This is a genomic window from Aestuariispira ectoiniformans (genome assembly GCF_025136295.1).
Classification (GTDB): Bacteria; Pseudomonadota; Alphaproteobacteria; order UBA8366; family Aestuariispiraceae; genus Aestuariispira_A; species Aestuariispira_A ectoiniformans.
Genome location: NZ_CP062788.1, coordinates 3,005,140 through 3,027,713 on the forward strand (window position 1 = coordinate 3,005,140; position 22,574 = coordinate 3,027,713).

The window sequence follows — 22,574 nt, forward strand, 5'->3', positions numbered from 1 at the left end:
GAAGGGAAAACTTCAATGTCTGATGCCATCAAAAAAGTTATGGATATGATCGAGGAACACGACGTCGAATACGTCGATTTCCGATTCACCGATCCGCACGGCAAATGGCAGCATACTGCGCAGCACGTTTCCACGATCGAAGAAGATGTCTTCAAAGACGGCATCATGTTCGACGGCTCCTCCATCGCCGGCTGGAAAGCGATTAACGAATCCGACATGATCCTGATGCCGGACCCGGAAACCGCTGTTATGGACCCCTTCACGGCACAGCCGCAGTTGATCCTGTTCTGTGACATCGTTGAGCCGTCCACCGGTCAGGCCTATGACCGTGACCCGCGCTCCATCGCAAAACGCGCTCTGGCTCACACCGAAAGCCTCGGCGTCGGCGACACTGTTTTCTTCGGCCCGGAAGCTGAATTCTTCATCTTCGACGACGCCCGCTGGAGCACTGATCAGCATCTGATGGCCTACAGCCTCGATTCCGAAGAAGGCCCCTACAACACCTTCTCAGAATATGAAGGCGGCAACATGGGTCACCGCCCGAAAGCCAAAGGCGGCTATTTCCCGGTTGCCCCGGTCGACAGCGGCACCGACATTCGCGCGGAAATGGTCACCGTGATGCGTGAAATGGGCCTCGACATGGAAAAACATCACCATGAAGTGGCGCCGTCCCAGCACGAACTCGGCATGAAGTTCGACACGCTGGTTCGTATCGCCGACCAGATGCAGATCTATAAATATGTCACCCACATGGTCGCTCACTCCTACGGCAAGACGGCAACCTTCATGCCGAAGCCGATCGTCGGCGACAACGGTTCCGGCATGCACTGCCACCAGTCCATCTGGAAAGACGGCAAGAACACCTTCGCTGGTTCCGGCTATGCTGATCTGTCCGAAACCTGCCTGTTCTACATCGGCGGCATCATCAAACACGCCAAAGCCCTGAACGCCTTCACCAACCCGTCCACCAACTCCTACAAACGTCTGGTTCCGGGTTTTGAAGCACCGGTCCTGCTGGCCTATTCCGCCCGCAACCGTTCCGCTTCCTGCCGTATCCCGTATGTGGCAAGCCCGAACGGCAAGCGCGTTGAAGTCCGTTTCCCGGACCCGACCGCCAACCCGTATCTGGCCTTCACCGCTATGCTGATGGCTGGCCTCGACGGCATCGAAAACAAGATCCACCCGGGCGATGCCATGGACAAGGACCTGTACGACCTGCCGCCGGAAGAACTAGCCGAAGTACCGACCGTTGCAGGCTCCCTGCGTGAAGCCCTGGAATGCCTCAGCGCCGACCGCGAGTTCCTGAAGAAAGGCGACGTCATGACCGACGACATGATCGATGCTTACCTGGAACTGAAGTGGGAAGAAGTACAGCGCTTCGAAATGACGCCGCACCCGGTCGAATTCGACATGTACTACAGCTGCTAACAGCGCATACATATTGTATGTATCGGGAAAGCCGCGCCATCTGGTGCGGCTTTCTTCCGTTTACACACTTCATAGTTTACTTACGGAATCAGATATACCCGAAATTAGACGGCTTTTTACCTAATTCCCTTTGGCTCCGCCGGTAAGCTTTTGTATTGTCGCCCCTCGTCCCGTTCTCGGAATAATTGTATAATCATCATCCTCATAAATAGATGAATCTGAGTGTTTACACTTTCTTAGCACTTATAAACGAAAGTGATGCTAAACATGGGGTTCATGTCTGTGGGGGCATCGTGCTGCCTGATTATGGTATTTAGATGGTCGGTGAAGTAGAAAAATTGGCTGCTTTTAAATTGGATCGTGATCGCTTTGTGGCTTACGCTTTCGCGGCGGCCCATCTGTTTCTGGAAATTGACCAGGATGGTGAGATTTCCCACGCAACCGGTGCGGCCAACGGCCTCGTCGGCTCGAGCGTCGAAGCGCTCGTCGGGCGTAGTTTCTTTGATTTTGTGACATCCCGCGACAAACAATATTTCACAGAAATTCTCAAACGTCTGAACCAGCATGGACGGATTGAACCACGGTTGATCCATCTTCAGTCTCGTAGCGGCAAGGAACTGGAACTTTTGATGGGTGGCTTCCTTATGCCATCCGACGTGAACCACCTATTCTTGTCCTTTACCGTTCCGCCGAAAATGTCCGTGCAGGCAACAGCCAATGACGACGGCAACCGCAATCCGGTCCCGAATGAAGAAGGTCTTCTGGACCGACGTCAGTTTAACAAAGCGGCTGTGGACCGGCTTACCGCCGCAGAGCGCCTGGATATGGACAGCCAGCTAACCCTGCTCGTCGTCGAAGGGCTGGATCAACTGGCAAAATCCGGCGACCCGGAAAAACTGGGGCAAGTCCTGAAGCGCCTGTCAGCCTACCTGCGCGCAATATCCTATGACGGCACAACCGCCAGCAAGGTCGACATTGAGAAATTCGGTGTTCTTCATGCCAATGGCATCGACCAGAAGGAAATCCGCGAGCGCGTTGCCGAAATCCTCCAGGAAGAAGTTGGCGACAGCAGCCTTCACGTCAGGAGCTTCTCGCTTGATTTTGATACAAACGAGTTGAATGAAACAGACGCGACCAAGGCGCTGATCTATTCGCTTCGCAAGTTCCACGAAACCGATCCCAACGAATTCTCCATTTCCTCACTGCAATCCGGCGCTAAAGTTCTGCTGGAAGATGCCCTGAAGCGCATTAACGGCGTGCGTGATGTCATTGAAAAACGCAACTTCGACGTCGTCTATCAGCCGATTGTAACCCTTTTCGACGAGCGCATTCATCACCTGGAGGCGTTGACGAGAATTACAGGCATATCGTCGCCGCAGGCCTTCATCGAATTCACCGAAGAAGTTGGCATGATCGAGGATTTTGATCTGGCCCTCACCCAGCGCGTCCTTGAAGACCTCAAGGCCCATCGCCTGGGCGGATGGCAGCCGACGGTCGCGATTAACCTGTCAGCAAAATCGCTCACAAGCTCCCTATTCTGCAAAAGCTTTAACGAGATTCTCAAACCTTTCGGAAAGCTGCGTAACCAGTTGATGCTGGAACTGACAGAAACCGTGAATGTTTCGGATTTTGAAGCACTGAATGAGACCCTGCAGTCCTACCGGGAAAGCGGCATCAAGGTATGTATTGATGACGTCGGCGCAGGTTCGACATCTTTCCAGTCTCTCACCGACCTGCGAGTCGACTTCCTGAAGATTGACGGCCGCTTTGCCAGCGCAGCCCGTGAGAATGACCGTGACATGGCTTTGCTGAAGTCGATCATCGACACCGGCAAGCAACTGGGCGTAAAGCTGATTGCCGAGCATATCGAAGACAATGACCAGGCCCGCCTGGTCGAGGGCCTCGGTGTTGAATTGGGGCAAGGGTATCTTTTTGGCCGCCCCACCTTGGATCACACCACCTACGCGCCATCCTACAAACGCGACGACCGCAAACCGGTGACCCGCAAAGGCTACAAAACCACCTGGGGCTGATTGCAGGTTTTCTTATCGGCTGGGCAGGTTCAGTTCATAGAGCTTTGCGCTATCGCCGTGCACCTTGTCGTGGGCTTTAACAAGCACGCTCTTGAGGCCTGGCGGGATTTCGACGCCAGCCAGAGAGCGTGTAAACGGCTGTTCCTGCACATGCGGATGAAGCAGAACACGGGTCGCCAGGAGAACTCCATTCGGGCTCAGAACCTCCCAACGATCCGCATAGTGATCCCAGCCTGTATCATCGTGGCGCAAGGTAACCTCGATTCGATAGGTTCCCCCCTCCTCCAATCGCGCCTTGGCATGCAGAACCGACACCTCCCCACCAGATGCAACCGCCGTGGTGAGTAAAACAGCAGGTATCGTCCATAATAACCGGAAGACTTTGAGTGTGGTTTGGTCTGCCCCTGTATTTTCTCTATTCATAATTACTGAAGACCTCTTCCCTTTTACTTAATCAGTGCTAATATCGTCTTGTCGATTGGGGAGAATATATGACCGACGATATTCGAAGTGAACGCAGCCAACTGATGGCATCTCTGGCGCAGCAGATTAAACGTCTGGCTGCAGCAGCCGATACCTGCGTTTTCACGGTTCACGCCCCGAATAATCCCGACAACCCGCCGATACTGACGGAAACATACGACCGCGAGAAACTATCTTCCGGTCAGGGGTTGCCTGTTCGTCTCGATTTTCACGGCATCGGGGTCTGGTATATCTGTTATCGCGACGGCGATACATTCACGGCCAGACACATTCTGTTGAAGATTCTGGACGGGCAGATCGTCCACCAGGAAACCGGGACCTTTGAAGGTTTCTGGGAAGACTGGCCGCGTTATACATCCGAAAGCCGCTGGCTGCATTCAAGCGTTATAGAAACGCGCCCCTCTCATCCCAGTCAGGTCAAAGTGGCATGACTGCATCCCTTTTTAAGGGGGTGGCCCTCGGCTGGGCCGTCCTTATTGCTGTTTTGTCCCTCATGCCCGGAGATATGGCCCCGCATAGCGGCCTGGGTGACAAATTCGAGCATATGATGGGGTATGTCGGGCTGTCTTTCCTGATTTCAGCGGGCTGGAACCGAATTCCCCGTGCCTTTGTTCTTGCCGTGGCCTTCGGCATCACCATTGAACTGCTGCAAAGTCTCACACCGGACCGAACAATGGATTTCTGGGATGCTGTTGCGAACAGCATCGGCGCCGGACTGGGTTGTTTCCTTTACTCCCTCCTCGTCCGACGCCGCCTTGTCACCGTCAGGCGCTAGCTGGCCTCGCCATCAACCAGGCGGGGTTTCCGGTCCGGCCCGATGGCAACAAAGGTAAACATCCCCTCTGTCACAATTTCACGCTCCCCACTGCCTTCCCTCAGGACCCAGGCCTGAATGTGGAAGCTGAGCGACGTACGACCAACCTTGACCAAATCCGCATAGCAACACAGCACGTCGCCCACAAACACCGGGCGATGAAATACCATCGAATCGACGGCGACCGTGGCGACTCGGCCACCGGCGCGCCTGCGCGCCGCCATACCGCCCGCAATATCCATCTGGCCCAGAAGCCAACCGCCAAAAATATCGCCATCAGGGTTGGTATCCGCCGGCATTGCCAGGGTTCGCAGCACCAGTTCGCCACGTTGGCTGTTCTCATCGCTCGCAGTCATAGCGCACCTCAAGTTATCCACAACATATGGTGTAACATCTGCGCTACACCACTCGATCAGCCTTGTTTGTAGGCTTATCCATTTCTATAATGCGCGCATGTCAGACTTATTCAATACCGCAACAGCCGACACGTCAGGCGGCTACTCCGCTAAAGACATCGAAGTACTGGAAGGGCTGGAACCCGTCCGGCACCGCCCAGGCATGTATATTGGCGGCACAGACGAACGCGCTTACCATCACCTGGTAGCCGAGGTCCTCGATAACTCGATGGACGAGGCCGTTGCCGGGCATGCCAGCCGAATCGAATTTTTGTTGGAAGCGGACGGATCCATCAGTATCCGCGATAACGGTCGCGGGATTCCGGTCGATCCTCATCCCAAGTATAAGGACAAGTCGGCCCTGGAGGTAATTCTGACAACCCTCCACTCCGGCGGTAAATTTTCGGGCAAGGTTTATGCGACCTCCGGCGGCCTGCACGGTGTCGGCATCTCTGTCGTAAACGCCCTTTCCGACAAATTGGTCATCGAAGTCGCACGCGACCGGCAGCTTTTCCGGCAGGAATTCAGCCGCGGTGTTCCGAAGGGACCGCTGGAAAACCTCGGCCCCATCAACAACCGTCGGGGCACTTCGGTAAACTTCCACCCGGACCCCGAAATCTTCGGGGAAAAGGCGCATTTCAAACCGGAAACCCTGTTCCGGATGGCGCGCTCCAAGGCCTATCTCTTCAAAGGCGTCGAGATTCGCTGGTCCTGCGCGCCGGAACTGATCCAGGAAGGGTCGGAGGTTCCGGAAAAGGCCACCCTGCACTTCCCCGGCGGCCTTGCAGACTTCCTATCCGCCAGCCTTGGCAGCCGCGCGACCGTAACACCGCGCCCCTTTGCTGGTGACTTCAAGGAACAGGATGGTCCCGGCCGTGTTGAATGGGCCATACACTGGCCCGTCGATGGCGAGGGTTTCAACAGCACCTATTGTAACACCGTTCCCACGCCACAGGGCGGCAGCCACGAATCCGCCCTGCGATCCGCAATGGGCAAGGCGCTGCGCACCTATGGCGATATGGTCGGCAATAAAAAGGCCGCACAAATTACCGGTGAAGATGTGATGGGGGAAGCGTCCTGCATCCTGTCCGTATTCATTCCCGATCCACAGTTCCAGGGGCAGACAAAAGAGAAACTGGCTTCTCCTGCCGCAGGCAAGCTGGTTGAAAACGCGATCAAGGACAGCTTTGACCACTGGTTGGTCGAAGACCCTGCAAGTGCGAACGATCTGCTGGAATTTACAATCGAACGCGTGGATGAACGCCTGCGCCGCCGTCAGAAGAAAGAGACCAGCCGCAAGTCGCCAACCCGGCGCCTGCGCCTTCCGGGCAAACTTGCCGACTGTTCCAACAACAGCAGCGAAGGCACCGAGATATTCCTGGTTGAGGGTGATTCCGCAGGCGGTTCTGCAAAACAGGCCCGTGACCGTGCAATCCAGGCAGTCCTGCCGCTGCGCGGTAAGATCCTGAACGTTGCGAGCGCCAGCGCAGACAAACTGCAGGCAAACCAGGAACTCAAAGACCTTGGTCAGGCCCTGGGTTGCGGTACGCGGTCCGATTTCAAACTGGACAAGCTTCGCTATGAACGCGTCATCATCATGACAGACGCAGACGTGGATGGCGCCCATATCGCATCCCTTCTCATGACCTATTTCTACCGGGAAATGTCGGGGCTGGTGGAAGCCGGACGCCTGTTCCTTGCCCTGCCGCCCCTGTACCGGATCAGCCAGGGTGGCAAGACCCTGTATGCGCGCGATGATGCCCATAAGGATGAGCTGCTTGCAAAGGAGTTCAAGGGACGCGGCAAGATCGAGATCAGCCGTTTTAAGGGTTTGGGCGAAATGCCTCCGGCGCAGTTGAAAGACACGACCATGTCGCCCAAAAAGCGGACATTGATTCAGGTTCACCTGCCCGACCGGCGTGACGAAAGCCAGTTGGAAGAATCCCGCGAAACGGCAAAAATGGTTGATACCCTGATGGGCAAGAAGCCGGAAAAACGCTTTGCCTATATTCAGGAAAACGCACAATTCGTAGACGAGTTGGACGTCTAGACCCAAACCTTGTTATCGGCCTGAAATATCCCCATCTCTTGAGTGAGGCCCTTTTATAAGAGAGTGGATGTAGCTATGCGTTGGTTTCTAGGCATATCGGCTGCAGCACTGCTGGTAGCGGCGTGCAGCGGCATGACCGTCCGTTGGCGACACTCAATCGAGCCCGCCTATCACTACAGTACGTTTCGGTATCATGGGTCCAAAGATGCCATTTGGATTCAGGCACAAAACGTCCCTGCCCAAACGGATGCAGGCAATGTTGGTGAGCAACTTACCGAAATTGCCAAGGCCAACAGCCGTCTGCACGGGCTGAACGTCGATACCGTCAAAACATCGGAAAGTAATCCGGAAGAACTCCCTGCGCGGCTTGTATTTCGCCTTTTCCCGGATGAAACCAAACTGGCCGACGCCGCCTGCACCAAGGAGGGCGCAGCCCAAGCTCCTGTTAGTCAGGGCGACCAAATCACCATGCTTACCGTCTATTGCAAGCGCGATCAGGCGATGTCGTCCGTCTGGTCGAGGCTGCCACCCGGACAGGGAATCGACAGCGACGCATTCAGGAAAATGGCACAAATCAGCCTTTATGCGATTTTGCCAACAAAGAATCCGGCCCTACAGGATGATTGCAGACCGGGCTATATGCTACACTGCTAGTCCGCTATTCTCGAGCCAGTCCCGCATCAGGGCTGTCACGGCCTGAGGCCGTTCCATGCTGGATAAGTGACCGCAATCCTCAATGATGCACAGGCGTGCCTTATTGATACCCGCCGCAATTTCCTGCGATAGTTCCAGTGGCGTAATCTCGTCCTGACGTCCGCATATCACAAGGGTCGGGACCCCAATCCTTGTCAGGTCGGGTCGATTGTCCGGACGGTTGATGATTGCTGTTTGCTGCTGAACGAATGCGTCCTGCCCGACTTCGGCAGCCATCTCCATCACAGCTCCCGACAGGGCATCTTCTTCCAGGCGGTCCGGGTGAATAAGCATCGGCAGGAGGCGTGGCGTCACCCCCTTGAATTTACCCATCTTCGCCAACTGAATAAGCCCCCGGCGGCGGCGGTGCTGCTCTTCCGAGTCGGCGCGTGCCGAGGTATCCAAAAGCGCCAGACGCTCAACCCGTTCGGGCGCTTCACGCAAAACCGCCTGCGCGACATAGCCGCCCATGGACAGCCCAGCGATCGAAAAAGTGCCGTCAACCGCCTCCAAAAGACGGTGAGCCATTGCCTCCACACTATCATCCTGCAGTGTGTCGGCGACGATCACATCCGCAATCTCGCTGAGATGAGTAATCTGATGGGCCCACAGTGCGCCATTGCACAGCAGGCCGGGAACAAGAACGAGTTTCTTTTTGGTCATTTAATCAACTTGGACAATTCTCTGAATACATCGGTACCGGCACGTTCCATCCACTCAAACAAAACCATTTCAGTGGTAACCACCTGAATACCGGCCTGCATCATGCGTGCGTAGGCACGCTCTGCATTTTGGGGATCTCGACTGGAAGAGGCATCGGCCACCACGGCAACGTCAAACCCGGCCTCGCGGAAACCAAGTGCCGTCTGCTGCACACATATATGGGATTCTGTCCCACACATGACAATTTGTTCACGCTGTCGGTCGCCTTCTATATGCCTCCGAAAAACAGGTTCTTCGAAGGCGGAGAAATAGGTTTTCTCAAAAATCTCATGCGGTTCGAAGAATGAACGAAGCTCTGGCACCAAAGGCCCCAACCCTTTGGGGTATTGCTCTGTCGCAGAAATAGGTATTCCCAATTTTTCTGCTGATTTCAGCAGGATAGAGGAATTCATCACCACCGTTTCCACATTGTGAATGGCTGGAGCAAGACGTTCCTGAACGTCGATAAGGACCAGTTGAGACTTGTGAGCCCGCAGCAAATTCCAAACTCCCCTGCAATGAGCCTTCACTTGTAGCGACTGCGTTGCTTATTGGCAACGAACAGTCAGAAAGCGCAGATATTCATGATTTATGAACCTCACTGATTGACATGGCCGCTGGAGGGCCTAATATCCGCCGCAAGCAGATGAGATGTATGGTAACTGCCATACATTAGCAAACAACTCTCAGAGTTTTCATGACCGTAACCTTCGAGGACCTGGGCCTAGGGCCCGACCTATTGCGTGCTGTTTCGGAAGCAGGCTACGAGACCCCGACACCGATCCAGGAAAAAGCAATTCCGTATGTTCTGATGAACCGGGATGTGTTGGGTTGTGCCCAGACGGGTACCGGTAAAACCGCTTCCTTCACATTGCCGATGATTGAGATCTTGTCTCAAGGCCGCGCCCGTGCGCGTATGCCGCGCTCTGTAATCCTGGCGCCGACGCGAGAACTGGCTGCCCAGGTTGCTGAGAATTTTGAGACCTATGGCAAATATCATAAATTGACCATGGCCTTGCTGATCGGCGGTGTATCCTTCAACGAACAGGAAAAACTCCTGGATCGTGGCGTGGATGTCCTGATCGCAACACCGGGTCGTTTGCTGGACCATTGCGAACGCGGCAAAGTAATGCTGACGGATACGAAAATCGCCGTCATCGACGAAGCGGACCGTATGCTGGACATGGGTTTCGTCCCGGATGTGGAGAAAATTGTCGGCATGATGCCGCCGCTGCGTCAGATGGTGATGTTCTCAGCCACCATGCCCAAGGAAATTCGCCGACTGGCGGAAAAATTCCTGCGCAATGCCAAGGAAATCACGGTTGATCCCCCCTCGTCCACGGCATCGACCATTGAGCAGGGGCTGGCCTACGTCGCCCCCCGGCAGAAAAACACCGTTTTGCGTAAATGGCTCAGCGAAGACGATGTGAAGAACGCCCTGATCTTCTGCAATCGTAAGCGCGACGTCGCAACGTTGTACCAAAGCCTGCAAAAGCACGGCTTTCCCGTCGGTGCCCTCCATGGCGATATGGACCAGTATAAACGCATGGAATGTCTGGATCGATTCCGCCAGGGTGAAATTAAGCTGCTGGTTTGTTCCGATGTTGCCGCACGAGGCCTGGACATTGCTGCAGTCAGTCATGTCTTCAACTACGACATTCCGACCAGCGCGGAGGACTATGTCCATCGAATCGGTCGAACCGGCCGCGCGGGGCGCAGTGGCAAGGCGCTGACTTTGACTACCGGACGCGACCAAAAGCAGATTGCCGCCATCGAAAAGATGATTGGCTCGCCCCTGCCTGTCCTGGAAGGCTACGAACAGCATAGCCAGCAACAAGCCGAGAAACCGGAAAAAGAGAGCCCCCAGAGCAAAACCCGGTCGAGTGCGGGCAAGAAAGAAAGACCGCCCAAGCGCAGCCGCACCCCTTGGGGTCAGGAAGGTATCGGCGAGGAACCGGATACGGGCCTTCCCTTTGGGCAGACAGACGGCGTGCCCGCCTTCCTGCTCAGAGCGCCAAAACTCTGACCGTTATCTTGCAGAGTTATTGACGGAAGACTTGTCTGGTAATGCAGACAAATATTAAGTTGCCAGGATAAAGTCGCAGACCGGGAGGCGTATATGCAAACCATCTTCATCCAAGTCAAAAGCGAGTTGGGCCGCGCATATGAAGTGGCAGATGCGGCTATTGATGTTGAGCAGGTGTCCGAAGTCTATTCCACGTCCGGGCATTATGACCTGATCATGAAATGCTATCTTCCCGCTGGTGAAGATATCGGGCATTTCGTGAATGAACACATCCAGAGGCTTCCCGGCGTGAAAGACACTTTCACGATTATTACCTTCAAAGCCTTCAACTAGAAGCACCCTACCTCGCCAAATTGCACTTTGTACTGTTTTTGCAGTATGTTAGAAGAAGTAAGATTATGTGCTTGAGGATTGGGGATGGTCATGACGGTTGCGTCCAAGACAGAAGACAAGCTGAGAGGCGAAATTGTAAGCCTCGTTCAATACGTTCGGCGCTTCCGCGAAGAAATCGCGCAAATGGTCGCCCGCGAGAATGATCAAACTCATTTCCAGTCCATGTCGGAACAACTGGATGCCATTATCGGCGCCACGGAAACTGCCACGGATTCCATCCTGCAATCCGTTGAGGATATCGACCAGGTCATTGAAAAACTTCGCAACTGCGAAGATGACGCAGAACGCGCCTCCCTGTATGACCGCATCACGGAAAATACAACCTCTGCTATGGAGGCTTGCACTTTCCAGGACATCACCGGACAACGTGTCACCAAGATCATTCGCTCAATGAAATTCGTTGAAGAACGTGTTGAATCTCTTGCCACTTTGTGGGGACGGGATGAAATCGACGATCTTGCAAAAGACATCAACCTCCACAAGGAAGAGCCCACGGGTGACGACGCGCTGTTGAACGGTCCTGCCCTGCCCGAAGAGGAATCCATCAGCCAGGACGATATCGACAAACTGTTCGATTAGGCCTATGTATCGCCGATACTTTTAATGCTAGTCGGTCTAACGTTAATTTTTTTTAATATGTATGGGTTAATATTATGTCGCCGACACGGAGGCTGGGTTCAGCTGCGATTATCGTTGCCTGGATTGTTTTCTATATTTGTGTCGCCTGGATACTGGGTGCCCAAATCCCGGGAGACGCCAAATTGTTGCAGCTTGCTTACTACCCTGTCGCGGGAATCATCTGGGTTCCGGTGACATTCATGCTTATGAAGCGCCTGTACAGCCGGAAATAAAGCCCGTGCCATGGCATAAACCGTTTTGAGACTGTTGTTATAATCGAAAGCAGAAAGCTAACGAGGTAACTGTGACAAAGGTCACTTTGCAAAACAAACACGAGGACAAAGACCTCTCCGTGTCGCGTTACCGTGAGCTGCTGCGCCAGGCGGAAACCGCGCTTGCCGAAGCGATAGAACAGAATCACCGACTTAAAAAAGCCTCGAACCAGCGTCTTGGTGAACTTGCCCACGAAATTAAAAACCCTCTGAGCGCCATCATCGGTTTCAGTGACATGATGGTGAAGGAAAAGCACGGTGCGCTTGGTGACCCCCGTTACCAGGAATATGCGGATCTCATTCACAAATCCGCCTTGCATCTTCTGGGGGTGTGTCAGGCAGAGTTGGACAAGGCCAGGTCCAACGCCTTGGGGTACAACACCGACTTGCCAATGCAGAACAAGCCGGTCGATGCGGCTCAGTTGATTGACGAGACGCTGCGCGAACTGGCATCGCTGGCGGAGGAGTCCGGTGTTGAAATACGTAGCGAAATCGCAGCCGACTTCCCAATTCTGAAAACTGACCCGATCCGTTTGAAACAGGTTCTCTATAACCTGGTCTCAAACGCCATCAAATTCACCCCGGACAAGGGGTTGGTTGAGGTAAAGGCGAAAGTCGACGAACTGGATGGCGCCGTCATCCTGGTTATCCGCGATACGGGTTTCGGTATTGCCACAGAGGATATGCTGCGGGTCATGGACCCGTTCGAGCAGGTCAATGAAAACAGCCCCCATGGAGAAAACGGCAGCGGCCTGGGATTGGCGATTGCACGCCGTCTCGCCTCTGAGATGGGAGCTATTCTTGAACTGCGCAGCCAGCCCAATGTGGGAACAATGGCCACATTGAAGTTCCCCGATCACAGAGACTAAAAGTCAAACAACGTCTTGAAGACCTCTTCCAGACTTGTGTGATACATGCCGTCCTTGGTGGTGTTATACGGGGTGATATTGACCGCCTTGATCAGGCACCGTTCCACCCGTCCGTCAATCACGTCGATATCAATCACATTGATGCAGGCCATATCCTGTTCAAAACTGGCAATTCCGGCCAGCCCCGCCCCGCAGACGTGAGACAGAATCATCCGGTTGACCGCATCGTGACAGACAAGGAGCAGTCTTTTCCAGTCGGGTTGGAGGATCAGCTCATCGAAAGTGGCCGTGATTCGCTTCTCAAAGGATGCAAAAAGCTCGCCGCCGGCGAACCGTTCACCTTCTGCATCGGCGCGCTCCAACCCGTAGACGAAGGCTGCTTCGCGTTCTTCCGGGGCAACCTGTGACAGACGACCGCCGGAAAGTTCCACGAATCCGTCATTGTCTTCCAATGAGATATCACGCTCACCCAGAACAATTTTTGCCGTTTGACGGGTTCTGGGCATGCCCGAACACATTGCCCGATCGAATTCAATCTCCCGCAAAAGCTTCTGCGCAGCCAGTGCCTGGGCCTGCCCCGCTTCGGTCAACAGCACAGTTTTCGGGTCAACGGGCATTCCTTCCGGGTCGACATAGGACACATGCCCATGACGCATCAAATAAACGCGTCTTCGCCCTTTTGTTCCCGGCAAGGCCATGACAAACTCTCCCAACTATTGAATCAAGGCGATTAAACTGCCGAGGCAGGAAAGAAGAAAGCCTTTTTAGAACAGTGGCTATGGGACAAATGGAAAAACTTGACCGGCGACTATTCGCCTTTCGCGACGACCTCGCAGACAGCCGCCTCGTCGAACTGGTAAGCGCGGAACGTTTTGTCGAGGGCGTCGTCATGCAGGTGAGCGCCCCCTCTCTGACACTGCGCCGGGGCCCGGAATATTCATCCCCCCAGGATTGTGAGCTGATCCACGGCGATCAGGTACGTGTGTTTGACGCGCAAAATGGGTGGAGTTGGGTTCAAAACCTGCGTGACGACTATGTCGGATATGTTCCGACAATCGGGCTCACCGAATCCGTTTCACTGCCGACACACCGCGTTACAGCCCTCAGCAGTTTCATTTTCCCTGAACCGGACATGAAACTGCACCCCAATACGGCCCTGCCGCTTACATCCCTGATTACCGTGGAAGAAGTTGGCGAGAAATATAGCCGCCTTGCCTCTGGTGGATGGATATACAATCGCCACATCACTCCCATACAGGTTGATGCGGCGGGCGACCCTGTCGCCACGGCGCGACTTTTCCTGGGCGTGCCATATTTTTGGGGCGGCAACACCAGCCATGGCATCGACTGCTCCGGTCTGGTCCAGGTCGCGATGCGGCACTGCGGACTGGACGTACCGAGGGACACCGACCTCCAGGAACAGGAAATCGGCGAGATTGTTCCCTTTGACGGAAGTATCAGCGATCTTGAACGCGGTGATCTTGTCTTCTGGCCCGGCCATGTCGGCTTTTATGAAGGGGATGGTATGCTCCTTCATGCCAATGCGACCGATATGATGGTTGCCAGTGCCCCATTGGAGCAGGTTCGTGCCCATGTCCTGACTATAGAGAAGCACGATATCAGCAGTATTCGCCGTATTCCTTCCATTCTTAGCGTGTAATTGATCTCATGGAGCTGGAACTATCTACTCTCTTGCCCCTCGCCCTTGCCATGCTGGCAACCGGGGTTGCCGCCGGAACGCTTGCCGGATTGCTGGGTGTCGGCGGCGGCATCGTCATCGTGCCTGTGCTGTTCAACCTGTTTGATATCATCGGGATCGACCCGTCCGTCAGGATGCATCTGGCAGTGGGAACATCCCTTGCAACGATCATCCCCACCTCCATCAGTTCCGCGCGTGCGCATTACAAGCGAGGCAGTGTGGATGTGGACCTGCTCAAAAGCTGGGGCATTACCATCTTCATCGGTGTTCTCGCCGGTACTGCCGTCGCCTCCTTTGTTAAAGGCAGTGTTTTAACCGCGGTCTTCGGCATTCTGGCCCTTGCCGTTTCCTATAATATGGCCTTCAAGAAAGACGGCTGGTCGCTGACAGATCACCTGCCGACCGGTATCGTCAAACATCTGATTGCACTTTTTATCGGCGGTTTCTCGGCCATGATGGGTATCGGCGGCGGTACCTTCAGCGTGCCCGTCCTGTCGGCATGCAGCTATCCCATTCGCCAAGCCGTCGGAACCGCATCGGCGATCGGCCTGATCATCGCCATACCGGGCACAATCGGTTTCATCCTGAGTGGCGTCGGCGAGCCGAACCTGCCGGTCGGGTCTGTGGGATACGCCAATTTCATCGGTTTCGCCTGTATCGTACCGGCAACGATCCTGAGCGCCCCACTCGGTGCCAAGATCGCCCATACGATCAGCACCGGCTGGTTGAGAAAAGCATTTGCAGTCTTTCTGTTCATAACGGCTGTGCGGATGCTCTATTCACTGCTAGCCTGAGCCCATGCCAAAACTCGCCGCCAATATAAGCCTGCTCTTCACGGAACTGCCGTTTCCGGCGCGTATCGAGGCAGCCGCACAGGCAGGCTTCACAGGTGTCGAATGCCTTTTCCCCTATGGGGAGAACGCCGATGACCTTGCAGCGGCACTTGAGACGGCAGACCTGAAACAAATTCTATTCAACGCGCCCCCAGGCGACTGGGATGCGGGAGAGCGGGGCATCGCCGCCCTCCCCGGTCGCATTGGTGAGTTCCGGGACGGCCTCAAGACTGCCCTTACCGTCGCGGAAAGACTTGATTGCCACCAGATCCATGTCATGGCGGGCATTATTCCGGATCACAGCCAGAAAGCCCAATATGTCTCAATCCTGTCAGACAATCTGAAATGGGCAGCCGAACAGGCGGCGGCACGGAATATCACAATTCTTCTGGAGCCGCTGAACCCCTTTGACGTTCCGGGCTATCTCTACAGCCGTACCGGCGAGGTTTGTGACATTCTGGATCATCTTGGCCTTCCGAATATCAAACTTCAACTGGACCTCTATCACAGGCAGATGACGGAAGGTCGGCTGGTGGAGGCTATCGACCGCTATTTCCCCTATATCGGGCATATCCAGATTGCAGGGGTTCCTGGCCGTCATGAACCGTCGCCCAGCGAGATCAATACGGCTTATCTCTTCGATTATCTGGACAGCAAGGGATACGACGGCTGGATTGGTTGCGAATATCATCCAAGAGCCGACAGTCTGGACGGGCTGGGCTGGGCCAAAACCTGGTTATCACCACAATGAGCAAGAAACCACGCGCCTGGCAGAGAATGCTGAGTGGACGACGGCTGGACCTTCTAGACCCGTCACCAGTGGATATAGAAATCGACGATATCGCCCACGGACTGGCGCGTGTGGCCCGATGGAACGGCCAGACGACAGGCGACTGGGCATTTTCCGTCGCCCAGCACAGCTTTATCGTCGAACAGGTTATGGCCGACCTGCAGCCCGATCTCGAAATTCACTGGCGTCTGGCAGGACTGCTGCATGACGCACCGGAATATGTGGTCGGAGACCTCATTTCTCCTTTCAAGGCCGCGATGGGTGTGGACTTCAAGACCCTTGAAAACCGGCTGCAGGAAGCAATCCATATCCGCTTTGGAATCCCTCCGCTTGTGCCGACCAAAATTCATCGTCTCATCAAGAAGGCAGACAAGGCATCCGCCTATTTCGAGGCAACACAGGTTGCCGGTTTCCAACCCGACGAGGCCGGGAAGTTCTGGGGCATTCCCAAAACCAGCCTTCAGATAGACGCCACACCCTGGCCGACGGCCACGGCAAAAGAGGTTTTTCTCGAGCGTTTTGAAGAATTGTCTACTGCGCTTTAGCCGTCTCGTCTGAAATCCATTGCAAAAAGGCAGCATTGCCGCCTTCAACCGGCAGGCCCACAACGCAGGGACAGTCATAGCTGTGAAGCTCACGGACACGTGCAGTCAATGCCTCCAGCAAGTCCCGACGTGTTTTGAACAGCAAGGCGACTTCCTGCCCCTGTTCGACTTCCCCCTCCCAGTGGTAGACCGACGTGATCGTTCCAAGAATATTCGCACAGGCAGCCAACCGCTCCCCGACGATGGTTTCGGCCAGCATTCCTGCCTCCTCGCGGTCTTCAGCAGTCACATAGGCCAGGCAATACTCACCCGTCATTCGCGTATTCCACCCGATATCATGAACGCAACTCTTGAATCCTACACCGGTGCGTTTACCATGATGAGGGGAAATGATCCAATCGGCCGGGTCTTTCCCTCTTTTGGGGAGGCAAGTCGGTAACGATCATGAGTGACAGTTCCGATGTTATTCATCTGAAGTCGGTGCATCCGACGGAAGTCAATCTTGAAGCACGCCCGACCCGCGTGCAAAAAGACTACCTTAGCCGCGGCCTGACACAGCCGGGTGGCAAACTCCCTTTATTCAACGACCAGGGGCAACGCTACAGCGACCGCACAATAAAAAGCTGTATCGAACATGGTTGGGCGGAACCGTGGTTCAACAACCCGCTGAAACCGGACTGGCTGGTTTGCAAGCTGACGGAAGCGGGCCGACAGGCCATCAGAAACAAGACGGAATAGGCTTCATGAAATCATCTGGCTTTGGCGGGGCAGGCATTGCCCTAGTGGGTGCTTTGGTTATTGGCGGCGGCAGCTATCTGGGCGGCATTGCCATTGATCACTGGCTATCTCCCTACAGTCGTCAGACAAAAACCGCAGCCCCCCTGGCCGTCAAGGAAGACCTTGTTCCTGAAACCGCCACCGGCTTCCTGGACAAAAAGGAAGTAACCGCCAAAGACTATATGATGGTCGCCGCGCACCCGGCAGCGGCACAAATCGGTGCTGAAATTCTTGCAAAGGGCGGATCGGCCCTGGACGCGGCGCTGGCGGCACAGGTTGCGCTGAACCTCGTAGAGCCGCAGTCATCAGGCATAGGCGGCGGTGCCTTCATGCTCTATTGGGATAACGAGAAGCAAACGCTCTATACCTATGACGGTCGCGAAACCGCACCGATGGCCGTCGACCGAAGACTTTTCTTCAATGCGGACGGCAGTTCGCGCACGTTCATGGAAGCCGTTGTCGGCGGCGCATCAATCGGCGTACCGGGTGTCCTGCGGATGTTCCAGCTGGCCCGTCAGGAGAATGGCGGCCGCCCCCTTCAGGAACTCTTCCAGCCGACCATCGACCTTGCCCGCAAAGGCTTTCCCATAAGCCCCCGCCTGCACAAACTGCTCTCCGACGAAAAATACATGTCGCCGGGAATGGCCGTTCATGACTATTTCTTCGCGGCGGATGGAAAGCCGAAGAAAACCGGCACAGTCCTGAAAAACGAGGCTTTTGCCGACACGCTGCAGATCATCGCACGCGACGGTATAGATGCGTTTTACACCGGCGATATCGCCCGGGACATTGTAAAAGCCGTCAATACCGCGCCGGGCAATCCCGGGAATATGACGTTGGACGATCTCGCCGCCTATAAGGCCAAAAGGCGCGAGAACCTTTGCGCGGTCTATCGCATCAAACTGGTGTGCGGAATGCCCCCGCCCTCTTCCGGCGGGCTGACCGTATTACAGATTCTGGGGATTCTGGAAAACACCGACATTGCAAACCAGGAACCAATGTCTCCGCCTGCCATACAGACGTTTGCCGAAGCCATGCGCCTCGCCCATGCGGACCGCGACCAGTATATCGGCGACAGTGACTTCGTCGATGTTCCCGTTCGCGGCATGATCAATCGTGGTTATCTCGCCGCGCGGTCCATAGAAATGGACAATGGCTTCAATACCAAAGTGAAGATGGCACCGGGCGTTCCGCCGTCCGACAATGCCGCCATGCTCTCCCCCGATGATGCGATCGAGCTTCCGTCGACAAGCCATCTCGTGGCCGTGGACAAGCACGGCAATGTAGTCTCGATGACCTCCAGTATTGAAAACGGTTTCGGGTCCCGGCAAATGGTGCGTGGCTTCCTGTTGAACAACCAGCTAACCGACTTCGCCCGCCACGCGGTCAAGGATGGATTGCCCATTCAGAACCGGATTGAACCGGGCAAACGTCCCCGCAGTTCAATGGCGCCGACCATGGTTTTCGACGAAAATGGTGAGTTGGTCATGGCTTTGGGGTCACCGGGCGGCAGCCGCATCATTGGCTATGTCGCCAAGACCGTCATGGGAGTCCTGGACTGGGATATGTCCCTGCAGGACGCGATTTCCATGCCCCATTTCATTGACCGGAATTCCGGCCTCGACCTTGAGGCAGATACAGATATAGCCAAACTGAAAGTCGTTATGGCGGCACGTGGCTACAAAGTGAAGGTGCGCGGCCTGAACAGTGGCTTGCATGGCGTACAGGTTGACGATGGTACCATTCACAGCGGCGTTGACCCGCGCCGCGAAGGGTATGCCATTGGCGAAGGCAATCTGCTGCCTGACGTCGATGCGGCTTTTGATCTGGTAATGTCCAAGGAAGAACCGGAGGCTGTCCAATGACGGCGGCCGGCGACCTGCCGCTGTCCGGTATTCGTGTGATTGATTTCAGCACCCTGCTTCCCGGCCCTTTGGCCAGCCTGATACTGGCCGAGGCCGGTGCAGAAGTGCTCAAGATAGAACGCCCGGAAACCGGCGAGGATATGCGCCACTATCCACCGTTCGAGGGGAAGGAAAGCCTCAACTTTGCCCTGCTCAACCGTGGAAAAACATCGATTACAGCAGACCTGAAATCTATCGAGGACCGGGACCACATCCGCGCGTTGATAACGGATGCCCATATCGTGGTTGATCAGTTCCGCCCCGGCGTTCTGGATCGGCTGGGCCTTGGCTATGAGGACGTCAGGAAAATCAACCCTGCAATCGTTTATTGCGCAATCACCGGCAATGGACAGGACGGCCCCGATGCCCAGAAGGCCGGGCATGACCTGAACTATATGGCAGAAAGCGGCCTGCTTTCACTTGCTGCAGACGCCAGCGGCGCACCCGTCGTCCCGCCGGGACTGATCGCGGATATTGGTGGGGGTGCCTATCCCGCCGTCATGAATATTCTGCTTGCCCTTCGCATGGCCGAGAAATCCGGGAAAGGCTGCAAACTCGACATTTCAATGACGGATAACCTCGGCCCCTGGATGTGGTGGGCACAGGCACACCATTCCTCGACAGGCCAGTCCCCCAGACCAGGTGGTGAGCTTCTGAGCGGCGGCTCTCCCCGCTATCAGATCTATCAAACGCAGGACGGCCGCTATCTGGCTGTCGCCGCCCTGGAACAAAAATTCTGGGATCGTTTTTGTGATCTGGCCGACATCACGGAAGAACACCGGAAAGGCCATTGTTCAGACATAGAAACTATTAAGGCCCTAAAGGTCAGGATTGCACAACATCCAACCTCTTATTGGCGAGGTTTATTTGATGGCGAAGACGTCTGCTGCAGTGTGGTGGCAACCTATGACGAGGCCGTCACAAGTGCACAGGCAAATGCAGCCAAAACGGCCCAAGGGCAAGTTTCCATGGCAAATGGGGCAACGCTACCGGCGCTGCCCCTTCCACTTGATCCCCAGTTACGCCACAGGAAAGACCTGTTGCCCGCTCCCCAACTGCCGCAGCGAAACCGTCAATCCTGACGGTTCCTGATTTCACGCAGGAAGTTCTCCACCTCCCGGGACAATTGCGCCGCCTGCTTTGACAGGGCCGCGGCCGAATCCAATGCGCCACGGCTGGCGTCTCCCGATTCCTGCGCGGCCTTGTTGACCTCCAGGATCGTCCCAGACACGTCCTGCGTATTGCCGGACACAACCTGCACATTGCGGGCGATCTCCTGGGTGGCGGCTCCCTGCTGTTCTACTGCGGCCGCAATCGTTGTCGAGATATTGTCCATACGCGAAATGGCATCGGATATCCCGGAAATGGCACCGACAACCTGCGAGGTGGCAGACTGGATTTCGTTGATCTGTTCGGTAATTTGCTCCGTCGCCTTACCCGTTTGGGAGGCCAGCGATTTCACCTCGTTGGCAACAACGGCAAAACCTTTGCCGGCATCACCGGCCCGTGCGGCTTCAATCGTTGCATTCAGTGCCAAAAGGTTTGTCTGGTCAGCGATTTCCGTAATCAGTTGAACGACACTGCCGACGCTTTTCGCCGTCTTCTCCAGGCTTTCGACCAGCCGTTGCGCCTTGGCGGCATCTTCCACAGCAGCCCCGGACGCCAGACTGGACTGAGACACCTGATCGCTGATCTCCCGGATCGAAACCGCAAGCTCTTCCGCCGCCGAAGCCACGGCCTGTGTGTTGGACGATGCGGATTCTGCCGTGGTCAGCACCGCCTGACTTTGACTGCTGGTGCGATCCGCCAGGCGCGACAGGCTTTCCGCGACATTATTCATGTCGGACGAGCGATCGGTAACCTGACCGACAATACCGCCGACGGATTGTTCGAAATCATCCGCCAATTTATTCATCAGCCGACGCTTTTCAGTCTCCGCCTCTTCACGGGCGCGCTCCCGCTGAACCTCCATATCGCGCATCTGTTCGGCATTGTCCTTGAACACCTGGACCGATTGCGCCATGCGGCCGATTTCATCGCCACGTGTCTTGGCCGGGATTTCAACGTCCAACTGCCCTTTTGCAAGATCGGCCATGGCGCGTGTCATCGCACCAATCGGGCTCGCGATACCGCGGCTCAACAAATAGGCCAGACCAATCGCCATAGCGATACTGATAAGGGATACGATGATCGCATTCAGGGTTGCATCATCGACCTCGCTGGCGGCATCTTCCCCAAGACGGTCCTGTTTGACCAAAACGGTCGCCTTCAGCTCGTTCACAATGGATGAGAGAGAATCACCTGCCGCCGCCATATCCTGATCGATCAACCGGTTACGATCCGCGATCACCTGATTCGCCTGGGTCAGGATATCTTTGTATTTGCCCGTATCCCGTCCAACGCGTTTCAGCATCCCTTTCTGGCGTTTGACCTCAAGCTGCCCGTTCAACTTGTCCAGACCTTTGGCGAACTTCGCAAGGCTCTCAATCGACTGGGCATAGGCCTCTTCGTCATTTTGATAGAGGAACTGCTGCACCAAAGCGCGTATCTCCACAAAATCCTTGAAGCTTTCCCCGGCCATAAATGTGAGGTCGGCATCGCCATCAAGACTGATGGTATCCATCAGGGCAAAGAGGTTTGTTTCGATGTTCCGCCCGATAGAGCTCAGGTCCACGCGGATTAGCGTATCCCGCTCCTCCTGTTTGGCCGTCACATCTGCAAAGACTGCCTCGAACCGGCTCAACGCGTCGGTGGCCTTTGCAAAATAGGCCGCCAGGTCTTCGTCGGTGGTGCCAGTCAACGCCGTATCAATCGCACTGCGTGTCGCGGCGATTTCCTCAGTCACTGTGGTCACGGCATCTTCACCGGGATGCAGGACAAAGTCGCGAACAGCCTTTTCCGCCTGCAACATGGCTTGCTGGACACTGGCCGCGTCGTTGGTCTGGACTGTAAGACTGCGGTATTCCCCGAATGTTTCCAGAGATTTTCGCAGGCTCAGGACGGATGTCGTACCCACGACCAAAAGCAATGCCAAAAGAATTACATTGGCCAGTGCAAACTTCATCGAAATTCGCAGCGCACCGAGAAACCGCATTACATTCCCCTCAGTCTTACAACATTCTTAAGTTAATCAATCGTCCAATAAAAATATCAGGCGAAGCATATAGGTTTTTAATTCGAAATTGAACTATCAATTCCGGAGATATTCTAACTCTATGATGTGACGGCAAAATTAAGCCTTGCACCCGGC

General features: G+C 55.2%; 25 protein-coding genes. 18 read left to right on the forward strand and 7 right to left on the reverse strand.

The annotated features are described in order from the left end of the window. The first annotated feature begins 15 nt into the window (after nucleotides 1–15). Entirely contained in the window at nucleotides 16–1,428 is a 1,413-nt protein-coding gene (gene glnA / locus IF205_RS14105) for a type I glutamate--ammonia ligase (protein WP_259779995.1), read from the forward strand. A gap of 338 nt (nucleotides 1,429–1,766) precedes the next feature. Then, nucleotides 1,767–3,461 (forward strand): EAL domain-containing protein, encoded by a 1,695-nt coding sequence (locus tag IF205_RS14110; protein WP_259779996.1) that lies wholly within the window; start codon nucleotides 1,767–1,769, stop codon nucleotides 3,459–3,461. A 12-nt stretch (nucleotides 3,462–3,473) separates the two neighbouring features. On the opposite strand, the gene IF205_RS14115 is transcribed toward IF205_RS14110, so the two are convergent. Then, on the reverse strand, nucleotides 3,474–3,776 hold the full coding sequence (locus tag IF205_RS14115; RefSeq protein ID WP_259779997.1) for a hypothetical protein: 303 nt from the start codon (nucleotides 3,774–3,776) through the stop codon (nucleotides 3,474–3,476). Nucleotides 3,777–3,952: 176 nt separating this feature from the next. On the opposite strand from IF205_RS14115, the gene IF205_RS14120 reads away from it, so the two are divergent. Continuing rightward, on the forward strand, nucleotides 3,953–4,375 hold the full coding sequence (locus IF205_RS14120; protein WP_259779998.1) for a hypothetical protein: 423 nt from the start codon (nucleotides 3,953–3,955) through the stop codon (nucleotides 4,373–4,375). Then, nucleotides 4,372–4,719, forward strand: coding sequence for a VanZ family protein (locus IF205_RS14125; RefSeq protein ID WP_259779999.1), 348 nt, complete (start codon nucleotides 4,372–4,374; stop codon nucleotides 4,717–4,719). The genes IF205_RS14120 and IF205_RS14125 overlap by 4 nt, the downstream gene beginning before the upstream one ends. Here the strand turns inward: IF205_RS14125 and IF205_RS14130 are convergent. After that, nucleotides 4,716–5,114, reverse strand: coding sequence for an acyl-CoA thioesterase (locus tag IF205_RS14130; RefSeq protein ID WP_259780000.1), 399 nt, complete (start codon nucleotides 5,112–5,114; stop codon nucleotides 4,716–4,718). The two genes, IF205_RS14125 and IF205_RS14130, sit on opposite strands and share 4 nt — an antisense overlap. A gap of 97 nt (nucleotides 5,115–5,211) precedes the next feature. On the opposite strand from IF205_RS14130, the gene parE reads away from it, so the two are divergent. Both parE and IF205_RS14140 read left to right on the forward strand, forming a co-directional pair. After that, nucleotides 5,212–7,203: a DNA topoisomerase IV subunit B gene (gene parE / locus IF205_RS14135; protein WP_259780001.1), complete on the forward strand. Its 1,992-nt coding sequence runs from the start codon at nucleotides 5,212–5,214 to the stop codon at nucleotides 7,201–7,203. A gap of 75 nt (nucleotides 7,204–7,278) precedes the next feature. Beyond that, nucleotides 7,279–7,857, forward strand: coding sequence for a hypothetical protein (locus IF205_RS14140; RefSeq protein WP_259780002.1), 579 nt, complete (start codon nucleotides 7,279–7,281; stop codon nucleotides 7,855–7,857). On the opposite strand, the gene IF205_RS14145 is transcribed toward IF205_RS14140, so the two are convergent. Together IF205_RS14145 and IF205_RS14150 are read right to left on the reverse strand one after the other, a co-directional pair. Then, nucleotides 7,846–8,559, reverse strand: coding sequence for an alpha/beta fold hydrolase (locus IF205_RS14145; RefSeq protein ID WP_259780003.1), 714 nt, complete (start codon nucleotides 8,557–8,559; stop codon nucleotides 7,846–7,848). The two genes, IF205_RS14140 and IF205_RS14145, sit on opposite strands and share 12 nt — an antisense overlap. Further along, nucleotides 8,556–9,098, reverse strand: a complete 543-nt coding sequence (locus tag IF205_RS14150) for a hydrolase (protein ID WP_259780004.1) — start codon at nucleotides 9,096–9,098, stop codon at nucleotides 8,556–8,558. Before IF205_RS14150 ends, IF205_RS14145 begins: the two co-directional genes overlap by 4 nt. Nucleotides 9,099–9,295: 197 nt before the next feature. Here IF205_RS14150 and IF205_RS14155 point away from each other — a divergent pair, with 197 nt between their 5' ends. From IF205_RS14155 to IF205_RS14170, 5 genes are all read left to right on the forward strand, one after another. Next, nucleotides 9,296–10,624 (forward strand): DEAD/DEAH box helicase, encoded by a 1,329-nt coding sequence (locus IF205_RS14155; protein ID WP_259780005.1) that lies wholly within the window; start codon nucleotides 9,296–9,298, stop codon nucleotides 10,622–10,624. Nucleotides 10,625–10,717: 93 nt separating this feature from the next. Continuing rightward, on the forward strand, nucleotides 10,718–10,957 hold the full coding sequence (locus IF205_RS14160) for an Lrp/AsnC ligand binding domain-containing protein (RefSeq protein ID WP_259780006.1): 240 nt from the start codon (nucleotides 10,718–10,720) through the stop codon (nucleotides 10,955–10,957). A gap of 90 nt (nucleotides 10,958–11,047) precedes the next feature. After that, on the forward strand, nucleotides 11,048–11,596 hold the full coding sequence (locus tag IF205_RS14165; RefSeq protein WP_259780007.1) for a protein phosphatase CheZ: 549 nt from the start codon (nucleotides 11,048–11,050) through the stop codon (nucleotides 11,594–11,596). A 74-nt stretch (nucleotides 11,597–11,670) separates the two neighbouring features. Then, entirely contained in the window at nucleotides 11,671–11,868 is a 198-nt protein-coding gene (locus IF205_RS20640) for a DUF2842 domain-containing protein (protein ID WP_375542651.1), read from the forward strand. Between the two features lie 119 nt (nucleotides 11,869–11,987). Beyond that, complete coding sequence (locus tag IF205_RS14170; RefSeq protein WP_259780008.1) at nucleotides 11,988–12,776, forward strand: sensor histidine kinase; 789 nt, start codon at nucleotides 11,988–11,990, stop codon at nucleotides 12,774–12,776. On the opposite strand, the gene IF205_RS14175 is transcribed toward IF205_RS14170, so the two are convergent. Beyond that, complete coding sequence (locus tag IF205_RS14175; RefSeq protein WP_259780009.1) at nucleotides 12,773–13,474, reverse strand: histidine phosphatase family protein; 702 nt, start codon at nucleotides 13,472–13,474, stop codon at nucleotides 12,773–12,775. The genes IF205_RS14170 and IF205_RS14175 overlap by 4 nt on opposite strands. 89 nt (nucleotides 13,475–13,563) lie before the next feature. On the opposite strand from IF205_RS14175, the gene IF205_RS14180 reads away from it, so the two are divergent. Genes IF205_RS14180 through IF205_RS14195 form a run of 4 tightly spaced genes read left to right on the forward strand, consistent with a single transcriptional unit; the run spans nucleotide 13,564 to nucleotide 16,643 of the window. Then, nucleotides 13,564–14,436, forward strand: a complete 873-nt coding sequence (locus tag IF205_RS14180) for a C40 family peptidase (protein WP_259780010.1) — start codon at nucleotides 13,564–13,566, stop codon at nucleotides 14,434–14,436. A gap of 8 nt (nucleotides 14,437–14,444) precedes the next feature. Further along, the gene (locus IF205_RS14185) at nucleotides 14,445–15,269 is read left to right on the forward strand and encodes a sulfite exporter TauE/SafE family protein (RefSeq protein ID WP_259780011.1); all 825 of its coding nucleotides are present in this window, start codon (nucleotides 14,445–14,447) and stop codon (nucleotides 15,267–15,269) included. A 4-nt stretch (nucleotides 15,270–15,273) separates the two neighbouring features. Continuing rightward, nucleotides 15,274–16,059: a 2-oxo-tetronate isomerase gene (gene otnI, locus IF205_RS14190; protein ID WP_259780012.1), complete on the forward strand. Its 786-nt coding sequence runs from the start codon at nucleotides 15,274–15,276 to the stop codon at nucleotides 16,057–16,059. Further along, on the forward strand, nucleotides 16,056–16,643 hold the full coding sequence (locus IF205_RS14195; RefSeq protein ID WP_259780013.1) for an HD domain-containing protein: 588 nt from the start codon (nucleotides 16,056–16,058) through the stop codon (nucleotides 16,641–16,643). The genes otnI and IF205_RS14195 overlap by 4 nt, the downstream gene beginning before the upstream one ends. Here the strand turns inward: IF205_RS14195 and cutA are convergent. Further along, nucleotides 16,630–16,959 carry a divalent-cation tolerance protein CutA gene (gene cutA, locus IF205_RS14200; RefSeq protein ID WP_259780014.1) on the reverse strand — a complete coding sequence of 110 codons (330 nt, stop codon included), beginning with the start codon at nucleotides 16,957–16,959 and terminating at the stop codon, nucleotides 16,630–16,632. The genes IF205_RS14195 and cutA overlap by 14 nt on opposite strands. A 128-nt stretch (nucleotides 16,960–17,087) precedes the next feature. Here cutA and IF205_RS14205 point away from each other — a divergent pair, with 128 nt between their 5' ends. Genes IF205_RS14205 through IF205_RS14215 form a run of 3 tightly spaced genes read left to right on the forward strand, consistent with a single transcriptional unit; the run spans nucleotide 17,088 to nucleotide 20,406 of the window. After that, a complete protein-coding gene (locus tag IF205_RS14205; protein WP_259780015.1) occupies nucleotides 17,088–17,381 on the forward strand; it encodes a hypothetical protein in 294 nt (97 codons plus the stop codon). Nucleotides 17,382–17,386: 5 nt separating this feature from the next. Continuing rightward, the gene (ggt, locus tag IF205_RS14210) at nucleotides 17,387–19,285 is read left to right on the forward strand and encodes a gamma-glutamyltransferase (RefSeq protein ID WP_259780016.1); all 1,899 of its coding nucleotides are present in this window, start codon (nucleotides 17,387–17,389) and stop codon (nucleotides 19,283–19,285) included. After that, entirely contained in the window at nucleotides 19,282–20,406 is a 1,125-nt protein-coding gene (locus tag IF205_RS14215) for a CaiB/BaiF CoA transferase family protein (RefSeq protein WP_259780017.1), read from the forward strand. Before ggt ends, IF205_RS14215 begins: the two co-directional genes overlap by 4 nt. Here IF205_RS14215 and IF205_RS14220 read toward each other — a convergent pair. Further along, nucleotides 20,397–22,418, reverse strand: coding sequence for a methyl-accepting chemotaxis protein (locus IF205_RS14220; RefSeq protein WP_259780018.1), 2,022 nt, complete (start codon nucleotides 22,416–22,418; stop codon nucleotides 20,397–20,399). The genes IF205_RS14215 and IF205_RS14220 overlap by 10 nt on opposite strands. Between the last annotated feature and the right edge of the window lie 156 nt (nucleotides 22,419–22,574).

Excerpts from the sequence above, each read along its gene's own strand:
- IF205_RS14160 (WP_259780006.1), top strand. The coding sequence starts at position 10,718 with ATGCAAACCATCTTCATCCAAGTCAAAAGCGAGTTGGGCCGCGCATAT.
- IF205_RS14205 (WP_259780015.1), top strand. The coding sequence starts at position 17,088 with ATGAGTGACAGTTCCGATGTTATTCATCTGAAGTCGGTGCATCCGACG.
- parE (WP_259780001.1), top strand. The coding sequence starts at position 5,212 with ATGTCAGACTTATTCAATACCGCAACAGCCGACACGTCAGGCGGCTAC.
- IF205_RS14125 (WP_259779999.1), top strand. The coding sequence starts at position 4,372 with ATGACTGCATCCCTTTTTAAGGGGGTGGCCCTCGGCTGGGCCGTCCTT.
- IF205_RS14175 (WP_259780009.1), bottom strand. The coding sequence starts at position 13,474 with ATGGCCTTGCCGGGAACAAAAGGGCGAAGACGCGTTTATTTGATGCGT.
- IF205_RS14145 (WP_259780003.1), bottom strand. The coding sequence starts at position 8,559 with ATGACCAAAAAGAAACTCGTTCTTGTTCCCGGCCTGCTGTGCAATGGC.
- IF205_RS20640 (WP_375542651.1), top strand. The coding sequence starts at position 11,671 with ATGTCGCCGACACGGAGGCTGGGTTCAGCTGCGATTATCGTTGCCTGG.
- glnA (WP_259779995.1), top strand. The coding sequence starts at position 16 with ATGTCTGATGCCATCAAAAAAGTTATGGATATGATCGAGGAACACGAC.
- IF205_RS14220 (WP_259780018.1), bottom strand. The coding sequence starts at position 22,418 with ATGCGGTTTCTCGGTGCGCTGCGAATTTCGATGAAGTTTGCACTGGCC.
- ggt (WP_259780016.1), top strand. The coding sequence starts at position 17,387 with ATGAAATCATCTGGCTTTGGCGGGGCAGGCATTGCCCTAGTGGGTGCT.
- otnI (WP_259780012.1), top strand. The coding sequence starts at position 15,274 with ATGCCAAAACTCGCCGCCAATATAAGCCTGCTCTTCACGGAACTGCCG.
- IF205_RS14155 (WP_259780005.1), top strand. The coding sequence starts at position 9,296 with ATGACCGTAACCTTCGAGGACCTGGGCCTAGGGCCCGACCTATTGCGT.
- IF205_RS14130 (WP_259780000.1), bottom strand. The coding sequence starts at position 5,114 with ATGACTGCGAGCGATGAGAACAGCCAACGTGGCGAACTGGTGCTGCGA.
- IF205_RS14165 (WP_259780007.1), top strand. The coding sequence starts at position 11,048 with ATGACGGTTGCGTCCAAGACAGAAGACAAGCTGAGAGGCGAAATTGTA.
- IF205_RS14180 (WP_259780010.1), top strand. The coding sequence starts at position 13,564 with ATGGAAAAACTTGACCGGCGACTATTCGCCTTTCGCGACGACCTCGCA.
- IF205_RS14215 (WP_259780017.1), top strand. The coding sequence starts at position 19,282 with ATGACGGCGGCCGGCGACCTGCCGCTGTCCGGTATTCGTGTGATTGAT.
- cutA (WP_259780014.1), bottom strand. The coding sequence starts at position 16,959 with ATGACGGGTGAGTATTGCCTGGCCTATGTGACTGCTGAAGACCGCGAG.
- IF205_RS14185 (WP_259780011.1), top strand. The coding sequence starts at position 14,445 with ATGGAGCTGGAACTATCTACTCTCTTGCCCCTCGCCCTTGCCATGCTG.
- IF205_RS14195 (WP_259780013.1), top strand. The coding sequence starts at position 16,056 with ATGAGCAAGAAACCACGCGCCTGGCAGAGAATGCTGAGTGGACGACGG.
- IF205_RS14140 (WP_259780002.1), top strand. The coding sequence starts at position 7,279 with ATGCGTTGGTTTCTAGGCATATCGGCTGCAGCACTGCTGGTAGCGGCG.
- IF205_RS14120 (WP_259779998.1), top strand. The coding sequence starts at position 3,953 with ATGACCGACGATATTCGAAGTGAACGCAGCCAACTGATGGCATCTCTG.